This is a genomic window from Rheinheimera sediminis, from assembly GCF_004005375.1.
Lineage (GTDB): Bacteria > Pseudomonadota > Gammaproteobacteria > Enterobacterales > Alteromonadaceae > Pararheinheimera.
Map to the genome: position 1 here is coordinate 101,152 of NZ_RZUF01000003.1, position 23,999 is coordinate 125,150.

The following is a 23,999-nucleotide window of genomic DNA, read 5'->3' on the forward strand; positions in this document are numbered from 1 at the left end:
TGTACTCTGTGGCGGCTTTCAAAACCCTGTTTCGTGGGAATGAGGACGAAACAGGGAAAACTAGGAGAAAACATTGTTGCCGGGCCGGGTTAGCAGCTCGGCAAAGAGCAATCAGGCATACACATGGTCAAAAATATTCAAAAAAGTCGGCACTTTTTCAATATGAACCGGAATATGCAGACGGCTGGCGATATCGCTGGCGGATATGACGCCCCGAATATGGTGAGATTCGGTATCTATTACTAAACAATACTGCTCGCCATTGTGTTGCAGAGTGCTCAGCACATCGCCGATAGAGCAGTGTTTGATTTGCTGATAGGCCAAGGCTTTGATTTTATCGCGTGGACGCATTAAATCAGCTACTGTCAGGTCAGTACGATTGACCCCTTTGCCTAAGCGTTGCAGTACATTCTGGATAGACAACTGTTCGTAGCTGATTAAACCAATCAGTTCCTGATTGGCGTCTATTACCAGTTTTAGCTTGCTATGCTCGTGATTCATCATATCCTCTGCTTCGACTGCACAGGTGCCAGAATCAATCATCATAGGGCTGTTGGTTTTAAAATCAGACAGGAAATCCAGCGCCGCTGAATTTAACGTTGCTTCGGCAAATTCAGCGGGCTGAACTAAATGATCTATCACGTCAACGTTGAATAAATTTAACTTTTTCATAGAAACCTCTCGTCAGTCCGCTCAGAGGCAGCGAACCGAATATCAATACAATCAATGGATGTCGTCAGATCTATGGCGATGAAGCCTGAAACTCTGACTATTTCAATGAATTAAGAGAGGTGTACTGGTGGCGCACGCGCTGCATAACAGCTTTGCTGCGCTTTATTGAAGTTTGTATCTGGTTGCTGATAAAAACGATTTTGTGCTGCGGGAAATTCAAAGCTATTCCAGCAGGCGGCACCTTTATCGTCATCAGTTGAAGTTTCTGTTAAGTCGACAGTGGAATGAGTGGCAGAGGCCACCAGAGCAACGGTGAAGTTTTTATTCGCCTGCTGTAAATCTACCCAACTGCTGGATGCAGAATGGCCTGCTGAAGGAAACAGCAAACTCAGGTAAAACAACACTGCGATAAAACTTAAATACTTCATTTTTCGCGCCCGGAATAAACCAATACAGCTTGGCCTTCTCCTGACTATAGCAGCGTTGTTTTTTAAAATGCAAATAAAAGAAATGAAAAAAGTGATAAGGGTTATTTTAAAGATCGACACTTTCCTTGTGTCAGATCAATAAAAGTCTGCTGTTTAATAGATGAAAGTTGTTGATTTTTTTAGTGCTTCATAAAAACTTCATGCCCTGTTTTAACAGCCAGGCGACCAGCAGCAAAGTTAAAAAACCTGTCAGATACAACAACACAAACCACTGGCCCTGGGAAAGTTTATTGAACCATTTCATCAGTAGCCCTCCTGATAATCTTCAATTTTTCCAGCAAAAATCTTATAGCCCCATAAAGTGTAAGCACAAATAAGAGGTAGAAAGATAAAGATGCCTGGCAGCATAAACATCAGACTGCTGTCAGGCGCTGCGGCTTCCAGGTAGGTCAGTTGGCGTGGCAGCAAGTAAGGAAACACACTGACCAGTAAACCGACAAAAGCCAGCAAAAACAAGCCAGAAGCCAGCCAGAACGGCCTTTCTTCATGACGTTGCTGCACTGCGGTTTCAGCTTTATGGCTGCGGTTTACCCGGCCTAAGTCGCGGAATAATAAACGGGCGGCAAGCATCGACAACAGAGGCAGTGGGATTAACCATAACGCATGCCAGCCGCCAAACCAGCGAGCCCGAATTTCCGGCTCAATCCAGACAGTCCAGAGGCTGACCAGCAGCATGGATAACATCACAATCAATACTAAACGCTGACCATAACGGGCTGCTTTGTGTTGCAGCTCGCCACGGCTTTTCATCACCAGATAGCAGCAGGCCAGCAGGGCATAACCCGCCATTACGGCTAAACCACAAAATAAGCTGAAAGGGCTGAGCCAGCTAAAACTGGACTGGTCAATAAAATCTGTTGGTACACCTTGTACTAAAGTGCCCAGCATCAGGCCCTGACAGAACGCAGCAAGGCTGGATCCAATGGCAAAAGCTGAGTTCCAATATTTCTTTGAAGTGTCTGATTTAAATCGGTATTCAAAAGCTACACCACGGAAAATTAAGCCTATCAGCATCAGTATTATCGGTAGATAAAAAGTCGAGGCAATAGCGGCATAAGCGGCAGGGAAGGCTCCAAATAATATGACGCCGCCAAACACTAGCCAGGTTTCGTTACCATCCCAGACGTGAGCGACAGACCGCATCAAATGATCGTGTTCGGCATCGCTGTTAAACCAGGGGTATAAAATGCCCATGCCTAAGTCAAAACCATCCAGTAGCACATACATCAGAATGGCAAAACCAAGCAGTAATAGATAAAACAGGCCTAAACCCAGTTCCAGCTCCATTAGTAGGCTCCTTTTGTTTCAGTGGCAGGGGAATTTGATGTTTCAGCATCAGTGGCTAAGGTTTTGGTAAAAGACAGCGCATAACCCGAAGCTTTTACGCCTATACGTTGTTGTTGCAGGTGATCGATAGGTGCCGGGCCTTTTTTGATTAGCTTACGCATAAAGTACAGATACACAGCAAACAGCAGGCTGTAGGTCAGCACAAACAAGGTCAGCGAAAATAATACCCGTTCTGCAGGTAAAGGGCTGACCACTTCACTGGTGCGCACCAAACCATAAATAATCCAGGGCTGACGACCAATCTCAACCACATACCAGCCTGCTAACACCGCGATAATTCCTGTAGGAGCCATCAAGCTGACAGGCCAGAGGAACCAGTTGCTTTGATACAAGGTGCCACGCCAGCGCAGGTAAGCGCCCAGCAGCGCAACGCCTATCATCAGCAGGCCAATACCCACCATGATGCGGAAGCTGAAAAACACCATAGGCACATTAGGTCTGTCGGCTGCGGGCACTGACTTTAGGCCTTGCAACTCACCATCCCAGCTGTGCGTCAGTATTAAGCTTGCCAATCCTGGCACTGCCACTTCATAGTGATTTTTTTCAGCTTTCATATCAGGTAAAGCAAATAATAACAGCGGAACATTGGCTTCTTTTTCTGCCCAGATCCCTTCCATGGCCGCCAGTTTCACTGGTTGGTGTTCCTTCACGTTTAAGCCATGTAAGTCACCCACCCAGGCTTGCAGCGGGGTCAACACCAAAGCTATCCATAAGGTCATAGACAACCCCTTGCGGCCAAAATCTATATGTTGGCCTTTGCGTAAATACCAGGCATGAGTAGCCATCACCACAAAAGTGGCTGTGATAAAAGCGGCTAATAACATATGGAAAAAGCGGTAGGGCATAGAGGGGTTAAAAATTACTTCTATCCAGCTGACGACTTCAAATTTACCATCAACAAACTGATGCCCTTGTGGGGTTTGCATCCATGAATTGGCCGCAATAATCCAGAACGCAGAGATCCAGGTGCCCACTGCAACTGTGACAGTGGCGAAAAAATGCATTTTGGCGCTGACACGCTGCCAGCCAAATAACATTACCCCTAAAAAGCCAGCTTCAAGGAAAAAGGCAGTCAGTACTTCATAAGCCATTAAAGGCCCAATCACTGCACCTGCCATTTCTGAGAATTTGGAGAAATTAGTACCAAACTCATAAGACAAGACAATGCCCGACACCACTCCCATACCAAAGGTAATGGCAAAAGGTTTGATCCAAAACTTAGCCAGTTGCAGATACTGCGGATTACCGGTTTTCAGCCATAAGCCTTCCCAGATCGCAATCAGCGTGGCTAAACCTATGGTGATAGAAGGAAAAATAATATGGAAGCTTACCGTAAAAGCAAACTGGATCCTGGATAGGATACTGACATCAAGTTCCATAACTACCTCAGTTTTTAGACGTTTTGATCCGGCTAAGCGCAGCAGGCGCTATGGCCACGGATAACAACAGCAACATGGTCAGCAGTTCGGCTGCAAAAATCGACAGGTCAGGCATAGTGTTCTCTTTGTTGACAAGTTATACAGCATTCAGGCTGCTTAGCTTTGTAGTGCCAGAATCAGGCCATAATTTCATGTATTTATAACGTGATGATTTTAAATGAATAAAATTTAGTGTTTGCAGGTATTGTTAACTTGGTTTACGCTTCAAAGCCAAAGTGGTGACAACTAAGTTAACGGTGAGCTGTGGATTTAATTTTAGCTTTTGAGCTGATGATGTTAGTCACCAGTGCTTGTGCTGCCTTGATGTCGGGTTGGTTATGGTGGCATTCGCGTTATCAGCGCAGGCTGGCAGGTCTGGCTGGCTTTGGTGCCATGATGGCGCTCTGGTGTCTGGGTCATATTTTCGTATTACACAATGAGCCGCAGCTTGGCCGCTATTTATTGTTGGCTAATCCTTTCATGCCAACCTTTTTTCTGCATTTTGCGTTGCGTTTTGTCGAGCAGGATCAGGTAAGAGCGCCTTGGTTGGGTTGGGCTCGTCGCCATATTGGCTGGTTGTATTTTCTGACTTCGTTAGTGGTGTTGCTGAGCTGGAGCCTTGATGCCGCTGATGTACTGCAAAGTGTTGCTTTGGGCCAGGTTTTTGTTTTTCACTCTTATGGTTTTTTAAATCTGCTCTACACAGTGGTTCTGGGTGTATTGGCTCATGCCGTATTGTGGTACGGCTGGCGTTATCATCAGGGCAATAAAAAGCGCTCAATAGTGGCGATGTTTTTAGCGGGTGGCTGGGGTTTATTGCTGGCGACTCCGGTCGTATTTCCTTCCTTTGGGCTGGACTGGTTTCCTTATCCTATGTTGTTGCTGCCGAGCTATCCGGTGTTGCTGGTCTATGGCGTAGTGCGTTACCAGATGCTGGCGGTGAATGCACTGGCCAACAGAGCCTTACTCTGGCTGGTGATGTCCTTGTTATTGCTGTTGTTGATGGCACTGGTCAGCTCGATTTTTGGTCAGTTGGGCATGCAGGCTCTGGCGAATGTACCTGGCTGGCAATTGTGGTTGTATTCCAGTCTGGTGTTGTTGTTAACAGCCGCCTGTTACCGGCCTGTGGCTAAATTGGCTGAACGCTTGATTTACCCTGGTGCCACTTTGGATCCGGCGTTGATCAACGTCTGGCGGCAGCAATTGGGTCAGTGTCAGAACTGGCTTCAACTAAGTCAAACCGCAGCTGAGTTATTGTCGACTACTTTGACACAGAAGGTGCAGGTGGAACTACCAGGTGCTATAGCCGGTGAGCAAAGTCAGCTAAAACTGCGGTGCGACAGACAACAAAACCAATGGCAAGTGCAGTTGGTGGGCTGGGATGATCTAACACCTGGTCTGCGTTTAATGGCCGAAGTCTTTGGCTCTTTGCTTGGCAGCAGCTGCGAGTTACTGGCGCAATCTTTGCAGCTGGCTGAAGCTGAAAAACAGCAGTTGTCGCAACAACATCTGGTTGAAATGGGCGCTTTAGCCGCTTCTATGGCGCATGAATTGCGTAACCCGCTGAATATTATTTCGATGGCATCCGCTGGTGTCGATGCCGAGTTGCGTGGTCATATTCAGCAGCAACTGAAAAGGGCCGACCGGCTGATTTCCGATATGTTGGTCTACTCAGGTCGGTTGCAGCTGCAATATAGTCAGATGGAACTTGAACCTCTGTTGCAAAGCTTGTTACAACAATTCGATTGGCAGCAGGTAAAGCTTGAGCTGAAGGTACCAACTGGTTTGATGCTGCAGGCCGATCAGCACAGAGTGCAGCAGGTATTCTTAAACTTATTTGATAACGCCAATGCGTTCTTACGTAACCTGGCCAACGCATCTTTGCTGATTGAAGTGACTGATCTACAGCATCAAATCCGGTTTAGGGTGCATAACAATGGTCCGGCTTTGGATGCCAGTTTAACCACACAACAATTATTCCGGCCCTTTATCAGCAAACGTAGCGGTGGCAGTGGTTTAGGTTTGGCCATAGTGAAACGTATTATGGATGCCCATCAGGGCCAGATCAGTTTCCGTACTGATTTGGGCTGGCCTGTCAGTTTTGAACTTTTGTTTCCAAAGTTTCCGAAGGATACTCCTTATGTTTAGCGCTATCACGCCTGCACAGGCGCGCATTTTAATAGTGGATGACGAACCGGCCTTTCGTTTATTAGCCGAACGTTTTTTACAGCAACAAGGTTATCAGGTGGCAGCAGCTGCTAATCTGGAAGAAACCCGCAGTAAATTGCAGCAGTTTGATGCCGACTTAATTTTATTGGACTTGGCGTTACCACCTGCGTTTGACCCCGCCCATACGCTGGCTGCTGTGCCTGAATTCTCCAGCAGGCCTGTGATTATTTTAACCGGACATGCCGAACGGGAGCTGGCATTGCAGGCTATAGCTCAGGGCGCGTGGGACTTTATTGCCAAACCCATAGATCCAGAATTATTGGCTGTAGTGGTAAAACGGGCTATCACTAAACATCAGCTGGAAAAAGAGCTGAGTCAGTTAAAACAAGGTTTGCAGCAGCATAGTTTTTTGCCGAAGTTGGCTGGTCATTCGCGGCATATGGAAACAGTTCGTACCTTAGTGCAACGTATAGCACCTACAGAAGTGCGGGTGCTGGTGACAGGGCCATCCGGTACAGGTAAAGAAGTGATTTCGCGAGCTTTGCATGAACTAAGCCCACGATCGGGCAAAGCTTTTGTCTCAGTTCATTGTGGTGCTATTCCGGCTGAACTGTTGGAAAGTGAGCTGTTTGGTTATGTCAAAGGAGCTTTTACCGGTGCAGATAAAGACCGGCAGGGTTTATTAAAACTGGCGGATGGCGGTACTTTGTTTCTGGATGAAATTGGCGAAATGCCGCTGGCGATGCAGGTGAAATTACTGCGGGTGCTGCAAGAGGGCACTTTTTATCCTGTTGGCGGGCGTGAGCAGCAAAAAATTGATATCCGCTTAGTGTCGGCCACCAATGCCAATCTGCCTGACTTAGTGAAACAAGGTAAGTTTCGCGAAGATCTGTATTACCGTATCAAAGGGGTCACCATAGAAACAGTGGCTTTGGATGAGCGGCGGGAAGATATTCCTTTGCTGATCCAGTTTTTTCTGGAACAACTAAGCCAGCAGTATGGCCTGAAACTACAATTGGAGTCGGCGGCTATCAGCTGGTTCTTGCAAAAACACTGGCCAGGGAATGTGCGCGAATTAAAGAATACACTGGAAAGTGTCGCTGCTATAGCCCAACAAGGGGTGATCCGGGTTGCAGATATTCAACTGCTGCATCTGGAGCATCAAAGCACTCCGACAGACAGCGAACTCTTGCCAGGATCGGATTTAAGTAGTCTGGATGAACAGGTCAAAGCATTGGAGATCCGTTTAATTCAACAGGCCATGGCCCAACATAGAGGTAATAAGAGTCAAGCCTCGCGTATTTTGGGTATTTCCCGTCAGGGCTTACTGAAAAAAATTGAGCGTTACGGCCTGACAGATTTGGGTGATGAGTAATCCAACCTATACTCAGACACAAAGAGCCAATAGGAGTTACCAGCTATGACCGATTTTATTGCCCATGGTAAGTTCAGCGTCACACCTCAAGGCGAAGTTTTATTGTGTGAAATTCAGGGCGCCTGGAACAAGGAGGCTTCAGAGCAACTTATTGAGGATCTAAAAGCCCAGGTACAAGAATTTTCCGGAAAAAAGTGGGCCAGGGTTATGGATATGCAAGGTTGGGAGCTGGCGACACCTGATGCGCTCAGTATGATGACAGCCTTTAGTGCCTGGGAAGATCAACATGGCTGTGTGCTGCGCTGTTTTGTCGGTTTAAATACAGTTCAGCAACAGTTGTTGGAAATGAAATACCAGCACTCACATAAACCCCAACATTTTAGCCACACAGATACAGCGCTGAGTTACGCCAAACAATTTTTGCAGCGGCTTTAATCAGCCTGCCATGTCGGCATACCAGGCTTTGGTGAGTACTTTTTCCAGAGCCGCAGCTGTAGCTTCTTTGATAGGCATATTTTGCTTACTGAGTTCGTAATCCAACTGAGCAATTTGAGCTTTATGATTCATCATCATTGGCGGCATCACACTGGTCAGGCTTTGTTCTGCTGCAATCACTGCAGCAGGTTCATCTGTACGTATCACTTTGCATATTGACAGTAAGACTTCGCCCTCGCGGCCACGGTAACCTGCTGCACCAAACATACGGCAAACGGCAGGGCGGTAGGGGTAAACACCACACTGGCCACTTTTACGATCTTCTGAAGAGGCCTGATAAAAATAACAGCCATCCAGCTCATGGTGTTGCAGGGCTTCGAGTGTGCTTTCAGCTGTGCCTTGTTCGTACAAATAAAGTGCCAAAGGCAACATTTCAAGTACTGAGGCTTCAATACCAGGATGCAGACAACATTCACCACAACCACTGCGGCAAAACAGTTTGCGATCATTCTGGTAACTACTGTAAGTCTGAGCAATTTCGTCGTTGAGGATCATTAACGTCGAGGCTGTCTCGCGCAGCTGCTGCATAGGTTCTCCGAACAAACAGCAAGACCCCATCTGGGGCGGGGCGCTATTGTAATGACAGCGAATCAGACTCAGCAATAGGGCGCAAAAAATATACTTTTGCTGCTGAAAATGGGGGTAGTTGCTGGTTTTATTCCTGTTGATAAAGAGGGCGGGGTTTGGCGATGCCGTAGCCTTGAGCGAAGTCTATTCCCATTTCTGTCAGCTTGTGACAAATCTCCATGTTTTCAACGTATTCGGCTACGGTTTGAATTTTCATAGCTCTGGCTATATCGTGAATAGACTGCACTATGGCGCAATCAAATGGGTCGATGAGCAAGTCACGGACAAAACTGCCGTCAATTTTAACAAAGTCGATCGGGAAGTTTTTCAGATACCCATAAGAAGAAAAACCACTACCAAAGTCATCCAAAGCAAACTTACAGCCTAAAGTGCGGAAGTGAGAAATAAAATCCAGTGTCTGATGCACATTTAAAATTGCCATACTTTCTGTGATTTCAAAACAGACCTTGGCAAAAGGAATGCGGTATTCACGGAACAAGGAGGCGACATAAGCTTTAAACAGAGGATCTGTTAACGAAGCGCCGGATAAATTGATATTGGCTAAATTCAGTTCTGCCAGATGCTCGGGTTGCTGTGCCAACCAGCGGAAGTAATTGCGGATCACCCAGCGGTCTATTTGCGGCATCAGACCATAACGTTCGGCTGAACTTAAGAAATTTCCCGGTGCTATCAGTCCCTGATCCGGCAAAGATAAACGCAATAACAGCTCGTAATGCAAACCCTGTTGAGCCTGCTGTATTGCAGCTATAGGCTGTATAAAAAGCACAAAGTTATCTTGTTCCAGCGCCTGACGTAAGGTTTTTAACCACTGAATTTCAGACTGATGCCTTTGTAGCTCTTCATCATCGGCATTAAACATATGAATACGGTTACGGCCTTTTTCTTTGGCAACAAAACAGGCAGAGTCTGCTTGTTTTAACCAATGTTCAGAATTTCTATTGCCGTCCGAGTTTTCTGCCAGACCAATACTAACACTGATGTTAAACACGCTGTCCTGCCAGATAAAACGAAATTCTTTCACTGTGTCCAGCAATTGACGGGCAATAGCAAAAGCTTCATTACCCTGTACGTGCGGCAGCAGCACCACAAATTCGTCACTTTCCAGCCGGGCTAAAATACCTCTGTTATCCAGTACTCTTTGCATTTGATTGCCGAGCTGGCACAACAAGGCATCACCTGCTCTGTGATCGCAAGTGGTATTGATCAGCTTAAACTGATCAATATCCAGATACAGCAGCGTTGCTTTGTGTTCGCTGCCTAGCGTCAAATCCAACTGCCCAATAAAATAGTGCCTGTTGTACAAAGAGGTGAGCGGGTCGTGAGTGGCCAGATAAGCCAGCTGTTCAGTATTTTGTTTGTGGGCTGTGATATCGACTATAGAGCCATGCACGTAAGCAGTTTGGGCTTTGTCTCCTTGTGCCAGCCTGGCAGACATTAAAGCCCAAAATGCTGAACCATCAGCGCGCAGCCCCCTGATTTCAAAATTTTTATTGTCGCCTAGTTGCAGCTGTTTCAGCATCTGTTCCCTGTCTTGCGGGTTGGCGTAAAAACGCGCCATACCGGATTTGGACACGTCCAGTTGCATTTGCTGTAAATTTTGATAGCCCAGCATCGTCAGCAATGCCTGATTGGCCGTGATCAATTGCCCCTGCAGGGTACTGGTAAACATGCCTTCCACAGCGTTGTGATAAATGTCGTAATACTGCTGCAAGTGGGCATGTGCCAGCCGTTGATGATCTATGCTTTGTTGTTGGGCGCTCCTGATATTTTGTACCAAGCTGAAACTCATCAGTGCCATACTGCCCATGACGGCCATCAACAACAGGTATTGCCAGGCCTGACCTGTGGGTAAATAGCCTATTTGCGACAGAGCCAATACAACGATACAACCGAAGAAAAATGCCCAGCCCAGAGCAAAGGTTTTGGCGGTACGGTCGCCTTTAATCGCATGCACCAGTGCGAAAAGGCTGTTGATACCTAAACACAATGCAGTCACCACCAATAAACCCCAAAAACGCAGTTGATTACTGGCGTAGAGAGGGCTGAACAGCAATAACAAGCCACTGACTAAACAGACATAAAAGCCGAAACGCCCTAATATGCCGCCTTGCTGATGCCGTACATGCCAGATAAACAGTGTCAGGCAGGTGTAAGTTGCACCGGCCGCTACATATAAAATCGCCTGATTAATTTCTGGATAGTTGGGCCAAAGCATCGCAAAGGCCAGGCCATTCAGAATGGCTAAAACCAAAGCGCAATTAATGAAAAAACCTGAATAATACAAATAGAGCCGTTGCTGTGCAGAGAAAAATAAAAACAGGTTATACAGCGCCATCAATAATAAAACGCCACAAAGCAGTCCATCCAGAATATTCTTATACAGCTGGTCTAACACAAAGTTGTTGTGTTGCCATAAAGTCAGCTGCACAGGCGCTATGGCTGCATCCTGAACTTTGATAAAGAGATCAAGTTCCTGGCCAGGTGTAAAGTTAATTGGAAAGGCAAAACTGCGATAGGCCAGAGCGCGCTGATAAAAAGGCACCGAAGCGCCTGTGCTGCTTAATAGCTGCAGATCATTTTTTTCTCTATTGTAGCTGTACACTTGCACCAGATCGGCCAGCGGAAAATCATAATGCAGCACAGTCTGAATAGGGGTTTGACCTTTGTAGTTTAAACGGGTAAACAACCATAATGCCTGATCGGCGCTTTGCAGAGATTTTTTATATTCCTTCACCAGACGAAAGGCATGGTGCCGCTCTGGGTCAAAAATCAGTTCCTCCAGCGGTAAAGCCTTGTGGCTTTGTTGAAAATATAGGGCAGGGCCTAACTCTTGGCGGCTAAGTTGTTTATCAAATTGATTTAGCTGAGCGTGAAAAGCAAAAACGTTGCCGCAAAACATCAGCAGCATTAGCCACCAGAGCTTTAATACATGCTGCAGTTTTTCCTTCATTCAATTCTCAAATTACTGAATTCTTTAGCTAAACCTGACAGTAACATAGCGCTACCTGCACTGTCAGCTGTCACCCAATAACTTTCGCTGTAGTCTTCGTAACAAAATGTAAAAGTTTCATTAACGAAAATCAACCCTAATTCGACCCTGTCCGCGCCGTAAGACAAAGTACCGGTTCGGATTGCGCTTTGTACAAACCAAAGCTTGCACTGCTGCACTTGTTCAAATCGCATAGGCCATAAAGGGGTCAGCAGCAGCTGTTTTGGCTCGATTTGTACTATAAAACCGTTGATGACATTGTGATTCATAGCACTTCCATTAACTGCTGCAGGAAATATCCATACCTTTGCCCCAATCTGGTGGCGGGGCGGCAAAAGCGTCTTTACCTGCTTGTAGCTGATAGGGATTCTGCAATACCTGCATAAGTTCATACAAGGGGCCAGTATCCCCTTGTTCTGCAGCTTCAATGGCTTGTTGAGCTAAATAGTTTCTTAATATATACAAGGGGTTGACGCTATTCATTTGGCTTTTGCGTTCACCATTTGAAACAGATTCCAATGACAGACGAGCGCGGTACAATTCTGCCCATTGATCAAAGGCTGCGACATCCAGCATATGATCCCGTACAGAAGACCCTGTTGCATCATTGCTAAAATCAGCCAGACGGCGGAAACTTAAACTGTAGTCCTGCTGCTGTTGCTGCAATAGTGCCAGCCACTGTCCTATTAAGGCACGGTCTGCGGCTTGTTGTGTACTCAGCCCCAGCTTTTTGCCCATCAGCGTCATGTAATGGTTAACCAGAGTCGGCTCATACAAACCAAGTGCCGAGCGTAAGTCTTCGACTTCAATCAAAGGGGATAAGGCATGAGCCAGCGCGTTGAGGTTCCACAAACCTATACCTGGCTGCTCATCAAAGGCGTATCGACCACCATGGTCTGAATGATTGCAGATATAACCCGGCTGATAATCATCTAGAAAAGCATAGGGGCCATAATCAAAACTCAGACCTAAAATCGACATATTATCTGTATTCATTACACCATGATTAAAACCCACGGCTTGCCACTGGCTAATCAGCTCTGCTGTGCGCACTACCACTTGTTGCAACATAGCCAAAGCGGGGTTTGCGGCATTCAGGCAGTCGGGGAAATGCTGCTGCACTGTAAAGTCGATCAGCCGCTGTAACTGGTTTTTATCACCAGTGTAAAAACAGTGCTCAAAGTGACCAAAACGGATATGGCTTGGGCAAAGCCGTATCACCATAGCGCCTTGTTCTATTGTTTCACGTTGTACAGGCTCGGTGCTGCCGACCAGACTCAAAGCTCTGCTGGTCGGAATACCTAAATGATGCATAGCTTCGGAGGCTAAAAATTCACGAATACTGGAGCGTAATACAGCGCGGCCATCACCAAAACGTGAATAAGGCGTGCGTCCTGCGCCTTTTAAATGCAGATCGTAATTTGTACCATCAGTTCCTTTTACATCACCTAGCAGTAAACCCCGGCCATCGCCTAATTCCGGATTGTAGTGACCAAACTGATGACCTGCATACTTTTGTGCCACAGGGCTGCTGCCGGCAAACAGCTTTTTACCACTTAAATAGTCAGCGGCATCTGTTTGGCTAAAAAACGCGGCGGGGAGCTGCAACAAGGCTGCAGTGTCAGCGCTATACGCCAGAAGTTTGGGCTCTGCAAATGGTGTCACAGCAACAGCGCTGACTAAGTCAGGTAAATGTGTGGCGTAAGTGGAACTTAAAATAAGTGACATAACCAATCCCAAAACTGCGATGGCCTATTGTGGTTGCTGTGTCTGCTTAGCTCAAGCGCTTTCTGCTGTTGAGGCCGTACTTTGGATGTATTTTGCGCTCTGACTTGTATAAACAACAGCTTAGGTCTTTAATGGACCAAAGATACAAAAAATAAACCCAAAGTCCATAATGAGGGAGAATCACAATAATGCGATTTATGCCGTTGATAATATTAGTTTTAGTCGGGTTCTCTGTACCAGCTATGGCACAAGATCTTGTCGCGGGTAAAACCAAAGCTGCGGTTTGTGCTGCTTGTCATGGTGCCGAAGGGGTGTCTGTGATTCCGGATTACCCGAACTTAGCAGGGCAAAAAGTGAAGTATCTGGAAAGCTCGATCAAAGCCTACCGTGATGGTCAGCGTAAACATGCGGTGATGTCACCTATGGCAGCAGGTTTGTCTGATGCGGATATTCTGGATTTAGCCGCCTATTTTGCTGATTTGCCTGCAAAGAAATAGTCATTGTGTGCAGCTGGGCGGCCGCTGGAAGTGGCCGGCCTATCTAAAGCATCAATTTTTATCTGCGGGCTCTTCTGAGGAAACCAGCCACTGCAAACCCACATTTAAAAAGCCGTTTATCACATCTGGAAGCACAGACGAACCTGGCTTTTGGTGTAGTTGTTCTGCTTGTTTTTCTCTTTCATCAGCGCTATTGGTCGCGCCTTCCAGAAAAGCCTGGGCGGCCTGATGTTTATCGTAGCTACTGCAACCCGTCATTAATACTGTGCTGGCCAGAATGGCAATAAAACTAAATCCATGTTTTTGCATAAGCTTTTCCTTTACTGCGTGGCGGTGGGTCTAAAGTTGTAGTTGAGGCGGCAGGTTAATCTGAATGGTTTTTTGTGTCAATGTAGCGTTAATCACCCGCTAAATAATCGCTGATTAAATCAAGAAAATCTGCGCCATACCGGCCTAATTTCGTCTGGCCTACGCCGCTGATAGCTAAGAACTCCAGGCTATTGGTGGGGCAGGCTTGCGCCATTTCTATCAGTGTAGCGTCTGAGAACACCACAAAAGGTGGCACATCGTCGCGCTCTGCAATGGATTTACGTAACACTTTTAAGCGGGCAAACAATTTGCGGTCATAGTTTTGTGGTGCTGCAGTTTTACTGCTACTGCTGGCCTTGGTTTGCACCAGACGTGGTACTGCCAGTTGCAGCTTTTGCTCTGCTCTTAATACAGCCCGTGCAGCTTCCTGTAGTTTTAATACCGAGTGCTGGCTGATGTCCTGCTGTAATAAACCACAATGCACCAATTGGCGCAAAATACTCAGCCAGTAGTCGTGTGACTGATCTTTGCCTATGGCAAAGGTGGATAGTTTATCGTGACCCAATTCGTGAATGCGGCTGGTTTGGCTGCCACGCAATACGTCTATGACATGATTCATACCGAAACTTTGATTCACTCTGTAGACACAAGACAAGGCTTTTCGTGCCAGCTCAGTGGCATCAAATTGTTTAGGTGGATCTACGCAAATATCGCAATTGCCGCAGGGCTTCTGGCTGGATTCACCAAAATAGTTCAGCAGCACTAAACGTCGACAGGTTTGAGCCTGAGCAAAAGCCGCCATCTGGTTAAAACGCTGCAACGCCACTTCGGTTCTGCTGTTGTTCTCATCTTTTTCGATCCAACTGCGCATCCGTGCTATATCTGCAGGGTCCACCAGCATCAAAGCTTCAGCGGGCACACCATCACGGCCTGCACGGCCAGTTTCCTGATAATAAGCTTCGATGGTACGTGGCAGTTCAAAGTGAATAACAAAACGTATATTGGATTTATTAACGCCCATACCAAAAGCTACTGTGGCGATAATCAGCTGGATTTGATCTTTTTTAAAGGCTTCCTGCACCGAGTTGCGCTGCTCATTGGTTAAACCTGCATGGTATGCCGCCACTTGAAAGCCTTTGCTGGCTAATTGCTCGGTCAACTCGTCGACTTTACGACGTGAAGCACAGTAAATGATGCCGCTTTGCTGCTCCTGTTGTTTCAGGTAATTCACCACCTGCTCAAGCGGGCGGAATTTTTCCTGTACTGTGTAGCGGATATTGGGCCTGTCGAAGCTACCAATAGAGACATAAGGCTGTTGTAAATTCAACTGACGGCTGATGTCTTTTTGCGTCGCAGGGTCTGCCGTAGCTGTAAGGGCCATCATGGGCACATGCGCAAAATACTGTTTTAACTGCGCCAGTTCAGTGTAATGTGGCCTGAAGTCGTGGCCCCACTGCGAAATACAATGTGCTTCGTCTATAGCGAATAAACTGACACCTACTTCGGCAAGGCGCGACATAAAGTCTGGCTGCAACAAACGCTCGGGTGCCAGATACAACAGCTTTAACTGCTGATTTCGTAAACGCCTGATCACATCCTGAATTTCTTCTCTGCTTTGGCTGCTGTTAATAAATTCAGCCGCTATGCCGTTGGCCTGTAATGCGTCGACCTGATCTTTCATCAGCGACATTAAAGGCGAGACCACCACAGTGACATAAGGCAGTAACAAAGCAGGTAACTGATAACACAGCGATTTGCCGCCACCGGTAGGCATCAGGACAAAAGTGTCCTGACCGCTCAGGCAAGCCTGGATCACCTCCAGTTGTCCATGACGGAACTGGCTGTAACCAAAAGCTTGTTTTAAGGTGTCGAACAATAGTTGTGGCAAGGGACAAGGCTGCGTTATGAAAAATCTGGCGCATTGTAATCAAATCTGAAGAGGCTGTCTTGGGCATTGTGTCATTGGTTCTGCTGGAGTAGATTGCATACTGCTCTTACCAGTGAAGTTGAGGACGCCATGCACGCCGATCAGTTATTACCTTTTATTGCCGATACTTTTGATCAGATGCCTTTTAACAGGTTATTGGGCTTAAAAGTCACCCGTTTTGACGAACAACAAGCTGAAGTGCGTTTTGACTGGGCAGGCCAATTGGTCGGCAATCCGGTGCAGCAGATTTTACATGGCGGTGTCATTGCCTCAGTGTTGGATGTAGTAGGGGGCTTGATGGCCGTCTCCAGTGCCCTAAGCCGTTTCGGTGATATAGCTGACGCTGAACTTTCGGAAAAACTCGGCAAAATGAGCACCATAGATATTCGCACTGACTATTTACGTCCTGGTCGTGGTCAGCAATTTATAGCCACAGCACAAGTGATCCGTACTGGGAATAAGGTGTGTGTTTGCCGGATGGAGTTGCACAACGAGCAGGGTATTCATATAGCTTTGGGGACTGGTACTTATCTGGTGGGTTGAAGCTCTCTAAGTTCTGAGCAGGCATTGCTAAATGCACCTCTGGGTAGGAGACACTGTGTCCCTGAATGAATAGCTTTTGGCGCCTTAAGGTCCATAAAATATGTGTACTGAGTCAGCTAAAGCTTAGCTTGTTTGGAATAATGAACTTACTTGGTTTATCTGGCTCGCTAAATTGGCTGCAGTCGATATTTATTAACCTGAGCTCAGGGTAATGAGTGTCGAACAGACTGCCTTTAACTGAATAAATCATATAGATAAAAGAATTCATATCAGTAGATTAAGCCTTCAGTGGTACCGCTTATCCCCAACTCAGGTTTATTAGCTGAGCTCTGGTTAAATTATTTCCCTTCTTTTATTCCTCTTTCAGCTATAACTGATCAGCTGTGATTTGTGTTTTTAAGTAACCTGCACTGATTATAAGGATAACAGTTCAGGCTTGACAGATAAGACAAATTGATAATAATGAAACCTTTTGGTGTTGGCGCTAAAATCAAGCTGGGCGCTCAAGTGGAGTTTTGTCTGGCCAAAATAAAAAGCTGGTATTTTTACCACCACTTTCGAAGTCGGGCCCACACTCAAAGTGTGCCGTTTTATCCAAAGAGATTTCTGTGAAGAAGGGGAGCACAATGCAATTGTCGATAAAACAAAGATTGATGTTGTCTGTCAGCGTTATTTGTGTAGGCCTGGTAGCGATGACGGTTTTTGTTTTTATACAACTGGCTAAGATTGAGACACATCTGAGTGAGGTGGTGAATAGAGATAATCCTGCCATTGAACAACTGACTCAGGTGTTGGAGCAGCAGTATGAGCAGGAGTTACTACTGCATAAGGAGTTGCGTTACGTGCCGAAGCAGCAGCCTCAGACTGCGGATGAGTTTCAGCAAGTTAAAGCCGAGTTTCAGCAGCATCATCAGCAACTGAACAACGCTATAAAAGCAGCCCAGTCTCTGTTGAAACCCTCAGCCAGTATGACAGAGCAACAACTACTCCAGGTACAGAACAACATTCAATTGTTGCGGGCCATTGAAGTCATGTCTTCCGAATGGACTTTGGTTGCAGAGCAACTGATACAGCAAACCGGTGCCGGGCAAGAGGCTGTTGAGTTGGAAACCAGGTTGGCCGCCATTGATCAACAACTGATACAGGACGTCAAAAGGCTACTGCATAATGTCGAAAACTTTACGTCAGCGGAGATCCAGAGTATTGATCAGCAAACCCGCTCCTTAGAGTTACAGGTGGTGGTGGCTGCAGTCTTGGTGTTACTGATATCTGTGCTGGTAAGCCGAGCTACCCGGAAAACCATTCAACGAGGTTTGAATAAAGCTATGGGAGCACTCAGAGAGTTGCAACGCGGTAATCTTAGCACCGCTGTGGCTGTGGACGAGGCGGCCGAAATTGGTGACATGCTAAGACTGATGGAGCAGACCAGAAGAGATCTGGCGCAATTGCTCTGGTTAGTACAAAGTTCTACTGTTGAGGTTACTGGTGCAGCCGGAGTTTTGGCTGAAAGCAGCCAGGGTGTGCAAGACAACGTACAGCAGCAAAGTTTGCAGATGGAACAAATTGCCACCGCTATGCACGAGATGTCAGCCACAGCTCACGAGGTGGCGCACAGTGTAGCTACCACTCATTCTGCCAGCGAAGAAGCTGCAAAAAATTCTAGCTCCAGTCAGAGCATCAATACTCAAGCAGCTCAGAGTACAGAGTTGTTAGTGCAAAGTCTGACAGAGAGTACTGCATCTTTATCTGAGTTAGAAAAACACAGTGAAAGCATAGGTGCTGTGTTAGTGGTGATCAAATCTATAGCAGAGCAAACCAACTTACTGGCGTTAAACGCTGCCATTGAGGCTGCAAGAGCAGGCGAACAGGGCCGGGGTTTTTCCGTGGTGGCTGATGAAGTCCGGCATCTGGCGCAGCGTACTCAAACCTCAACCACTGAAATCGAGAATATGATTAGTACTTTCCGGCATAGTGCAAATCAGGCTGTGCTAAAAATGCAACAGAGTAGTGAGTTGGGTGGCAAAGCTATTGCCTTGACTGAGCAGTCCAGTTCGCTGATGCAAAAGGTCAATAGTTCTATTGATAAAGTTCATGGTATGAGCATGCAAATTGCCAGCGCGGCAGAACAGCAAAGTAGCGCTATTGAAGAGATTAATGTCAGCGTCGGCGCAGTGCATCAGGCCGCAGAACACAATACCGGTTTGGTCGCTCAGGTCGCCGCCGCCAGCCAGCAACTGACTGCTATGGCTGAAACCCTGGAGGGTGCGGTAAAAAGGTTTCAGCTACCAGAGGTGGTTTGAAGCCTTCAGTAGCTACTGCTAAAAACGGCTGTAGTGGCAGTCATATGCACAGATTTTTTAGTGTATCTGCCGCCAGTGCTCTGCATTTGGCTCGGCTAAGACAGAAAACTCGCTGCTAAGCTGACTGGCTGAGGCTTACTGCGGCCAAATTAATTCGAATAAGGCGAGATTTTTTATTCCTGCGCCAGATGTCATTACTTATCCCGAGTTCAGGTTACTTAATCCGCCTTCATCCAGTACAATGCGCGCCTCATAACGCAGAGTTTGCTGCGGAACAAGGTGGTACTCATGACATTAAGTCCGGCACAAAAACTCGGTGGCGCTTTTGCCGCTGGCGCTTATACCTTGTGGGGTATAGCTCCGCTTTATTTTAAACACATTGATTTTGTGCCAGCTCAGGAAATTCTGATCCACAGAGTCGTCTGGTCTTTTGTATTGCTGATGCTGATTATGTTTGCGATGCAGCAATGGGGTAAAGTACAGCAGATTTTAGCTCAGCCGAAATTGGTGTTGGCTCTGTTGGGGACTTCGCTGATTTTAGGCGGTAACTGGGGCTTGTTTATCTGGGCTGTAAATAACCATCATATGCTGGATGCCAGCTTGGGCTATTACATCAACCCCTTATTAAACGTATTACTTGGCATGTTTTTCCTCGGTGAGCGTTTGCGTAAATTCCAATGGCTTGCTTTGTCGTTAGCCGCCACAGGTGTAGTGATCCAGCTGGTGACTTTTGGTTCAGTGCCCTGGATAGCTTTAACACTGGCAAGTACTTTTGCGCTTTACGGTTTATTCCGTAAAAAGCTGGCGATAGATGCCATTACCGGACTTTTTATTGAATCCTTGTTGTTATTGCCTTTGGCCTTGTACTACTGGTGGCAGTTTGCCGACAGCAGCGCTGCTGATTTGAGTCAAAACAGCTGGAGTTTGAACTTATGGCTGATGGCTGCAGGTTTTGTCACTACTGTGCCTTTATTGTTGTTTATAGCGGCTGCTAAACGGCTGCAACTGTCGACTATGGGCTTTTTCCAGTACATAGGCCCAAGTTTTATGTTTGTGTTTGGTGTCTGGTTATACAACGAAACTCTAACCAGCGCTAAGCTGGTCACCTTTGGTTTTATCTGGCTGGCGCTGATCGTCTACTCGCTAGACGCTTATCTGGCATTACGGAAAAAACCAATGGTTCAGGTTATTGAATAGGGCGGACCTTTAATTTCGATGGTGTTGCCTTCGGGGTCCTGAATATAAATCGAAGGACCCTTACCTTCGGCACCATAACGAGATTCAACTGGCCCTGCTGTTACGCCTTTGTGTTGAAAATACAGCTGCAAAGCTTGTGGGTCAAAGGGCTCAATACGTAAGCATAAATGGTCCATATTATGGCCCTCTGCGCCTGGTGCTTTGCCACCTAGTTGTCCAAGTGGCTGTTCGACGGGCACTAAGTCAATCAGGCTTTGACCTGCTCTTAATTGATATAAACCTAAGTCAGTTTCCTGCCGCTCTAAACTGCAGCCTAATACCTGCTGATAAAAATCCAGCATCAGCTGCAGGTTGTTGACCCTTAATACGACATGGTCCAGCTGTAAAATGTGGAACATAAACCGCTCCTTTGTTGAGTCGCTCTCTGTCTGCACGCCATCAGGCTTGAGCGTAGATCTCCCGCACGCCCAACCAGCGACGGATCAGAGGGGCGCAGTTGGGGTGATACTGCTGCCAGAGCAAAGCCGCGGCTTGCTGAGCTGCCGGGATTAACTGAGCGTCCCGGCTTAAATCTGCAATACGGTAACTGACCTGGCCCGTTTGTTTGGTGCCCAGTAGTTCGCCTGGGCCACGAATTTCCAAATCACGTTGTGCTATAACGAAACCATCATTGCTCTCTCTAAGCACAGCCAAACGCGCCTGAGCTGTTGGCGATAAAGGTGCATGATAAAGCAGAACACAATGGGATACTGCACTGCCACGACCGACCCGGCCTCTGAGCTGGTGCAACTGGGCTAAACCTAAACGTTCTGGATTTTCAATAATCATTAAGCTGGCGTTGGGTACATCAACGCCCACTTCAATCACAGTAGTCGCCACCAACAAATCCAGCTCACCTGCTTTAAAAGCGGCCATCACCTGTTGTTTTTCAGCCGCTTTTAAACGGCCATGCACCAGGCCTATACGTAAATCTGGTAAGGCGGCAGTGAGTTCGACCGCAGTTATTTCTGCCGCCTGACATTGCAGCTGCTCTGACTCTTCTATCAGGGTACAAACCCAATAGGCTTGTCGGCCTTGTTGTTGCACTACCTGACGCACTCGTTCTGTCACTTCAGCTCTTCTGCTGTCTGGCAACACCACTGTAGTGACAGGAGTGCGGCCTGGTGGCAGCTCGTCGATTATCGAGGTATCCAGATCCGCATAAGCTGTCATGGCTAAGGTTCGGGGGATGGGAGTGGCTGTCATCACCAGTTGATGTGGATAAAAGCCTGTGTCTGCGCCTTTTTCACGCAGTTCTAAACGTTGATGCACACCAAATCTGTGCTGCTCATCGATAATGACCAGGGCCAGTTGCTGAAACTGTACTTGTTGCTGGAACAAGGCATGAGTGCCTATCACCATTTTGGCTTCGCCACTTTGAATAGCAGCCAGTTGTTGCTGTTTTTGTTTGACTGAGGCTTTACCCGCCAACCAGGCTATCTGGTAGCCCAGAGGTTCCAGCCATGCCCTAAAGGTGTTGGCATGCTGCTCGGCTAACAGCTCAGTTGGCGCCATCAGTGCCACCTGAGCACCACGGCTCAACACAGTTAAAGCAGACAAAGCCGCGACTAGTGTTTTACCCGAACCCACGTCGCCTTGTACTAAACGTAACATAGGCTCGCTTTGGGCTAAATCATGGCGGATTTCGCTAATCACCCTCTGCTGGGCGCCAGTTGGCGCAAAAGGCAAAGCTGCTAAAAACTCTTGGTTTTGAGTTTCGTCCACCACAAAACTACGGCTTTGCTGCACTCTGCATTGCTGGCGTAATTGCAGCATAGACAATTGCTGCGCTACTAATTCTTCAAAAATCAGCCGCTGCTGCGCCGGATGTTGACCGAGTTCAAGTAGTTGTAACGAGGCATCTGGCGGTGGTCTGTGCAGATAAAATAACGCATCAGACAAGGACCAGCTGTTCTGACCCAAGACAGGTGCTAAATATTCAGTCGGGCTGCTACGCTGCAGCACTTGCAAAGCGGCATCTGTCAAATTGCGCCAGCTGTTTTGTTTTAAACCTTCTGTACTAGGGTAGACAGGAGTCAGAGTTTCAGCCACCTCTTGCTCCAACCCCTCTTTTAACACCTTGTATTCCGGATGCATCATTTCAAAGCCACGCATCCCCCTTTTTACTTCGCCAAAGACTCTTAAGGTAACGCCTGGTGTAACGGCATTTTTTTGGGCTGCATTAAAGTGGAAAAAACGTAAGGTTAAATGACCTGAGCCATCGCGGATGGACACCAGCCAGCTGCGTCTTTTACCAAAGGTAATTTCACTACTGATCACTTCACCCTGCACTGTGGCTGTTTGTTGTGGCCATAAGTCTGCTATGGGGTAAAGGCGGGTGCGGTCTTCGTAACGCAGAGGCAAGTGGAACAGCAAATCCTGCACACTCTGAATCCCTAGCTTGTGCAGCAATTCACTGACTTTGGCGCCAACGCCTTTCAGCTGGCTGACGGATAGGCTATCCAGTGCTGTAACTGTCAAAATGTGATCCCTTCGTAGGTGAAGCTGCCTTTGCTTTTCCCACTCCTCTGTAAGTGCTGAAGACAGAGGGGGCTGCGCTTTTTGCTGCTGAATTGTCGCTTAAACTAAGAGCAGTTTTGAAAAGCCAAGGAGTTGATACAAAGCAGTTTAACCTTTCGTGGCCGTCAGGCATAGCCAATCTGCTTTTGCCGCTTTGCCTTAGGGCTATTGTTGAGGTTGTGGCTCCGCCAGATAAATAGGGCCTTGGTGCACAGCTTCTAAGGTGTAGAGTCTTTTTACAGTGCCATCCTGAACCATAGATTCTATAGCTTGTTCAATCCGGCTTTTGAGTGCCAGATGTTTGCTCTTTTTAGATAAACCTATATGAATAAACCGTTTTTCTACCACTGAGAAATCAACTTGAGCTCTTTTAAACTGGTAATGCAGCTCCTGATCATCGGCTATGACTTCTAAGGAGCTTTGAGTCGGTACTATTAATCCATCGATACGACCACGCAGCAACATTTCAAAACCTGTTTCTATGCTGCTAATTTCAATATGACGTTTGGAGCTTTTAATCAAAGACATCAGACTAGGGTGGTAGGTATAGTCCCTTACGGTGGCTAAACTCAAAGAGGCAAGCTGGTTAAAACTGCGGATTTGCCGTGGATCTTTAGCCTGAAGATACAGAGACTCAGGAACTCTCTCGTAATAGGGCATCAAATACATAAATTCAGCCCTTTCTTTGGTCGCGTTCAGGTTACTCATTAAGTCGGCTTCACCTGTTTGCATTTGACGAAAGCAGCGGGCTGATGGTGTTTTTGGACTGAACTGCAACTGGAAGGCTGCGCGTTTTGCCAGCTCCTGCATTAAGTCTACTGACGGACCATAAGGTTTTTTGCCTGGTTCATAGCTATGAGAGGGGGCAAAGTGATCCAAACACCAGATCAGAACTGGTGTATCAGTTGCAACTGCAATACGAGGAAGTATCAGCAGTAAAATACAACACAGGATTTTAGTCACTCAGTTTGCCTTCTCTGGTGGGAGCAAGAAAAATACCGGCTAATTTGTTGAGGGCACTTCCATGACACCATCAATTTCAACCTGAGCGCCACGGGGTAAAGCGCTGACCTGCACTGCGGCGCGGGCTGGGTATGGCGCGCTGAAATGTCGACTCATAATTTCATTAACGGTCGCGAAATTAGACAGATCAGTCAGAAATATATTCACTTTGACCATATCGTTTAAGCTACCGCCCGCGGCTTGGCACACTGCAGCCAGGTTCTCAAACACCTGCTGGGTTTGTTCAGCGAAGTTTTCTGACACCATCTGCATAGTGGCCGGAACTAAAGGGATCTGACCAGATAAATACACAGTAGTGCCAATTTTAACGGCCTGACTGTAAGTACCAATAGCGGCAGGGGCTTTATCTGTACTGATGATCACTTTTGACATAAC

General features: G+C 47.0%; 21 protein-coding genes. 7 read left to right on the plus strand and 14 right to left on the minus strand.

What is annotated here, in order from left to right:
* Positions 1-111 precede the first annotated feature (111 nt).
* The 4 genes from EMM73_RS02615 to EMM73_RS02630 form a co-directional block, all read right to left on the minus strand.
* A complete protein-coding gene (locus tag EMM73_RS02615; RefSeq protein WP_127684905.1) occupies positions 112-672 on the minus strand; it encodes a CBS domain-containing protein in 561 nt (186 codons plus the stop codon).
* Positions 673-782: 110 nt separating this feature from the next.
* A complete protein-coding gene (locus EMM73_RS02620) occupies positions 783-1,100 on the minus strand; it encodes a hypothetical protein (RefSeq protein ID WP_127684906.1) in 318 nt (105 codons plus the stop codon).
* A 303-nt stretch (positions 1,101-1,403) separates the two neighbouring features.
* Positions 1,404-2,447: a cytochrome d ubiquinol oxidase subunit II gene (cydB, locus tag EMM73_RS02625; protein ID WP_186435100.1), complete on the minus strand. Its 1,044-nt coding sequence runs from the start codon at positions 2,445-2,447 to the stop codon at positions 1,404-1,406.
* The gene (locus EMM73_RS02630) at positions 2,447-3,886 is read right to left on the minus strand and encodes a cytochrome ubiquinol oxidase subunit I (protein WP_127684907.1); all 1,440 of its coding nucleotides are present in this window, start codon (positions 3,884-3,886) and stop codon (positions 2,447-2,449) included. The genes cydB and EMM73_RS02630 overlap by 1 nt, the downstream gene beginning before the upstream one ends.
* Before the next feature lie 303 nt (positions 3,887-4,189).
* On the opposite strand from EMM73_RS02630, the gene EMM73_RS02635 reads away from it, so the two are divergent.
* Genes EMM73_RS02635 through EMM73_RS02645 form a run of 3 tightly spaced genes read left to right on the plus strand, consistent with a single transcriptional unit; the run spans position 4,190 to position 7,904 of the window.
* Positions 4,190-6,073, plus strand: coding sequence for a sensor histidine kinase (locus EMM73_RS02635; protein WP_261373307.1), 1,884 nt, complete (start codon positions 4,190-4,192; stop codon positions 6,071-6,073).
* Positions 6,066-7,469, plus strand: a complete 1,404-nt coding sequence (locus EMM73_RS02640) for a sigma-54-dependent transcriptional regulator (protein ID WP_127684908.1) — start codon at positions 6,066-6,068, stop codon at positions 7,467-7,469. Before EMM73_RS02635 ends, EMM73_RS02640 begins: the two co-directional genes overlap by 8 nt.
* 45 nt (positions 7,470-7,514) lie before the next feature.
* A complete protein-coding gene (locus EMM73_RS02645) occupies positions 7,515-7,904 on the plus strand; it encodes a hypothetical protein (RefSeq protein ID WP_127684909.1) in 390 nt (129 codons plus the stop codon).
* Here the strand turns inward: EMM73_RS02645 and EMM73_RS02650 are convergent, their stop codons facing one another.
* The 4 genes from EMM73_RS02650 to EMM73_RS02665 form a co-directional block, all read right to left on the minus strand.
* A complete protein-coding gene (locus EMM73_RS02650; protein ID WP_127684910.1) occupies positions 7,905-8,492 on the minus strand; it encodes a YkgJ family cysteine cluster protein in 588 nt (195 codons plus the stop codon). It abuts the gene before it with no gap.
* A gap of 127 nt (positions 8,493-8,619) precedes the next feature.
* Positions 8,620-11,502, minus strand: a complete 2,883-nt coding sequence (locus EMM73_RS02655; protein ID WP_127684911.1) for an EAL domain-containing protein — start codon at positions 11,500-11,502, stop codon at positions 8,620-8,622.
* A complete protein-coding gene (locus EMM73_RS02660) occupies positions 11,499-11,810 on the minus strand; it encodes a hypothetical protein (RefSeq protein ID WP_127684912.1) in 312 nt (103 codons plus the stop codon). The genes EMM73_RS02655 and EMM73_RS02660 overlap by 4 nt, the downstream gene beginning before the upstream one ends.
* Before the next feature lie 10 nt (positions 11,811-11,820).
* Entirely contained in the window at positions 11,821-13,269 is a 1,449-nt protein-coding gene (locus tag EMM73_RS02665; protein ID WP_127684913.1) for a protein adenylyltransferase SelO, read from the minus strand.
* 242 nt (positions 13,270-13,511) lie between these two features.
* On the opposite strand from EMM73_RS02665, the gene EMM73_RS02670 reads away from it, so the two are divergent.
* A complete protein-coding gene (locus EMM73_RS02670; protein ID WP_261373308.1) occupies positions 13,512-13,766 on the plus strand; it encodes a c-type cytochrome in 255 nt (84 codons plus the stop codon).
* A 51-nt stretch (positions 13,767-13,817) separates the two neighbouring features.
* Here the strand turns inward: EMM73_RS02670 and EMM73_RS02675 are convergent, their stop codons facing one another.
* Entirely contained in the window at positions 13,818-14,075 is a 258-nt protein-coding gene (locus EMM73_RS02675) for a hypothetical protein (protein ID WP_127684915.1), read from the minus strand.
* 88 nt (positions 14,076-14,163) lie between these two features.
* Positions 14,164-15,963, minus strand: a complete 1,800-nt coding sequence (gene recQ, locus EMM73_RS02680) for a DNA helicase RecQ (protein WP_127684916.1) — start codon at positions 15,961-15,963, stop codon at positions 14,164-14,166.
* Positions 15,964-16,056: 93 nt separating this feature from the next.
* Between recQ and EMM73_RS02685 the strand changes: the two genes are divergently transcribed.
* The 3 genes from EMM73_RS02685 (at position 16,057) to rarD (ending at position 20,042) form a co-directional block, all read left to right on the plus strand.
* Positions 16,057-16,545 carry a thioesterase family protein gene (locus EMM73_RS02685; protein WP_315851033.1) on the plus strand — a complete coding sequence of 163 codons (489 nt, stop codon included), beginning with the start codon at positions 16,057-16,059 and terminating at the stop codon, positions 16,543-16,545.
* 626 nt (positions 16,546-17,171) lie between these two features.
* Positions 17,172-18,845, plus strand: coding sequence for a methyl-accepting chemotaxis protein (locus tag EMM73_RS02690; protein ID WP_127684917.1), 1,674 nt, complete (start codon positions 17,172-17,174; stop codon positions 18,843-18,845).
* A 288-nt stretch (positions 18,846-19,133) separates the two neighbouring features.
* Complete coding sequence (rarD, locus tag EMM73_RS02695) at positions 19,134-20,042, plus strand: EamA family transporter RarD (RefSeq protein ID WP_127684918.1); 909 nt, start codon at positions 19,134-19,136, stop codon at positions 20,040-20,042.
* On the opposite strand, the gene EMM73_RS02700 is transcribed toward rarD, so the two are convergent.
* From EMM73_RS02700 to EMM73_RS02715, 4 genes are all read right to left on the minus strand, one after another.
* Positions 20,027-20,440, minus strand: coding sequence for a VOC family protein (locus EMM73_RS02700; protein WP_127684919.1), 414 nt, complete (start codon positions 20,438-20,440; stop codon positions 20,027-20,029). The two genes, rarD and EMM73_RS02700, sit on opposite strands and share 16 nt — an antisense overlap.
* 40 nt (positions 20,441-20,480) lie before the next feature.
* Positions 20,481-22,655, minus strand: coding sequence for an ATP-dependent DNA helicase RecG (recG, locus tag EMM73_RS02705; RefSeq protein ID WP_409994297.1), 2,175 nt, complete (start codon positions 22,653-22,655; stop codon positions 20,481-20,483).
* Positions 22,656-22,766: 111 nt separating this feature from the next.
* Positions 22,767-23,564 carry a substrate-binding periplasmic protein gene (locus EMM73_RS02710; protein WP_127684921.1) on the minus strand — a complete coding sequence of 266 codons (798 nt, stop codon included), beginning with the start codon at positions 23,562-23,564 and terminating at the stop codon, positions 22,767-22,769.
* 39 nt (positions 23,565-23,603) lie between these two features.
* Positions 23,604-23,996 (minus strand): RidA family protein, encoded by a 393-nt coding sequence (locus EMM73_RS02715; RefSeq protein ID WP_127684922.1) that lies wholly within the window; start codon positions 23,994-23,996, stop codon positions 23,604-23,606.
* Positions 23,997-23,999 lie beyond the last annotated feature (3 nt).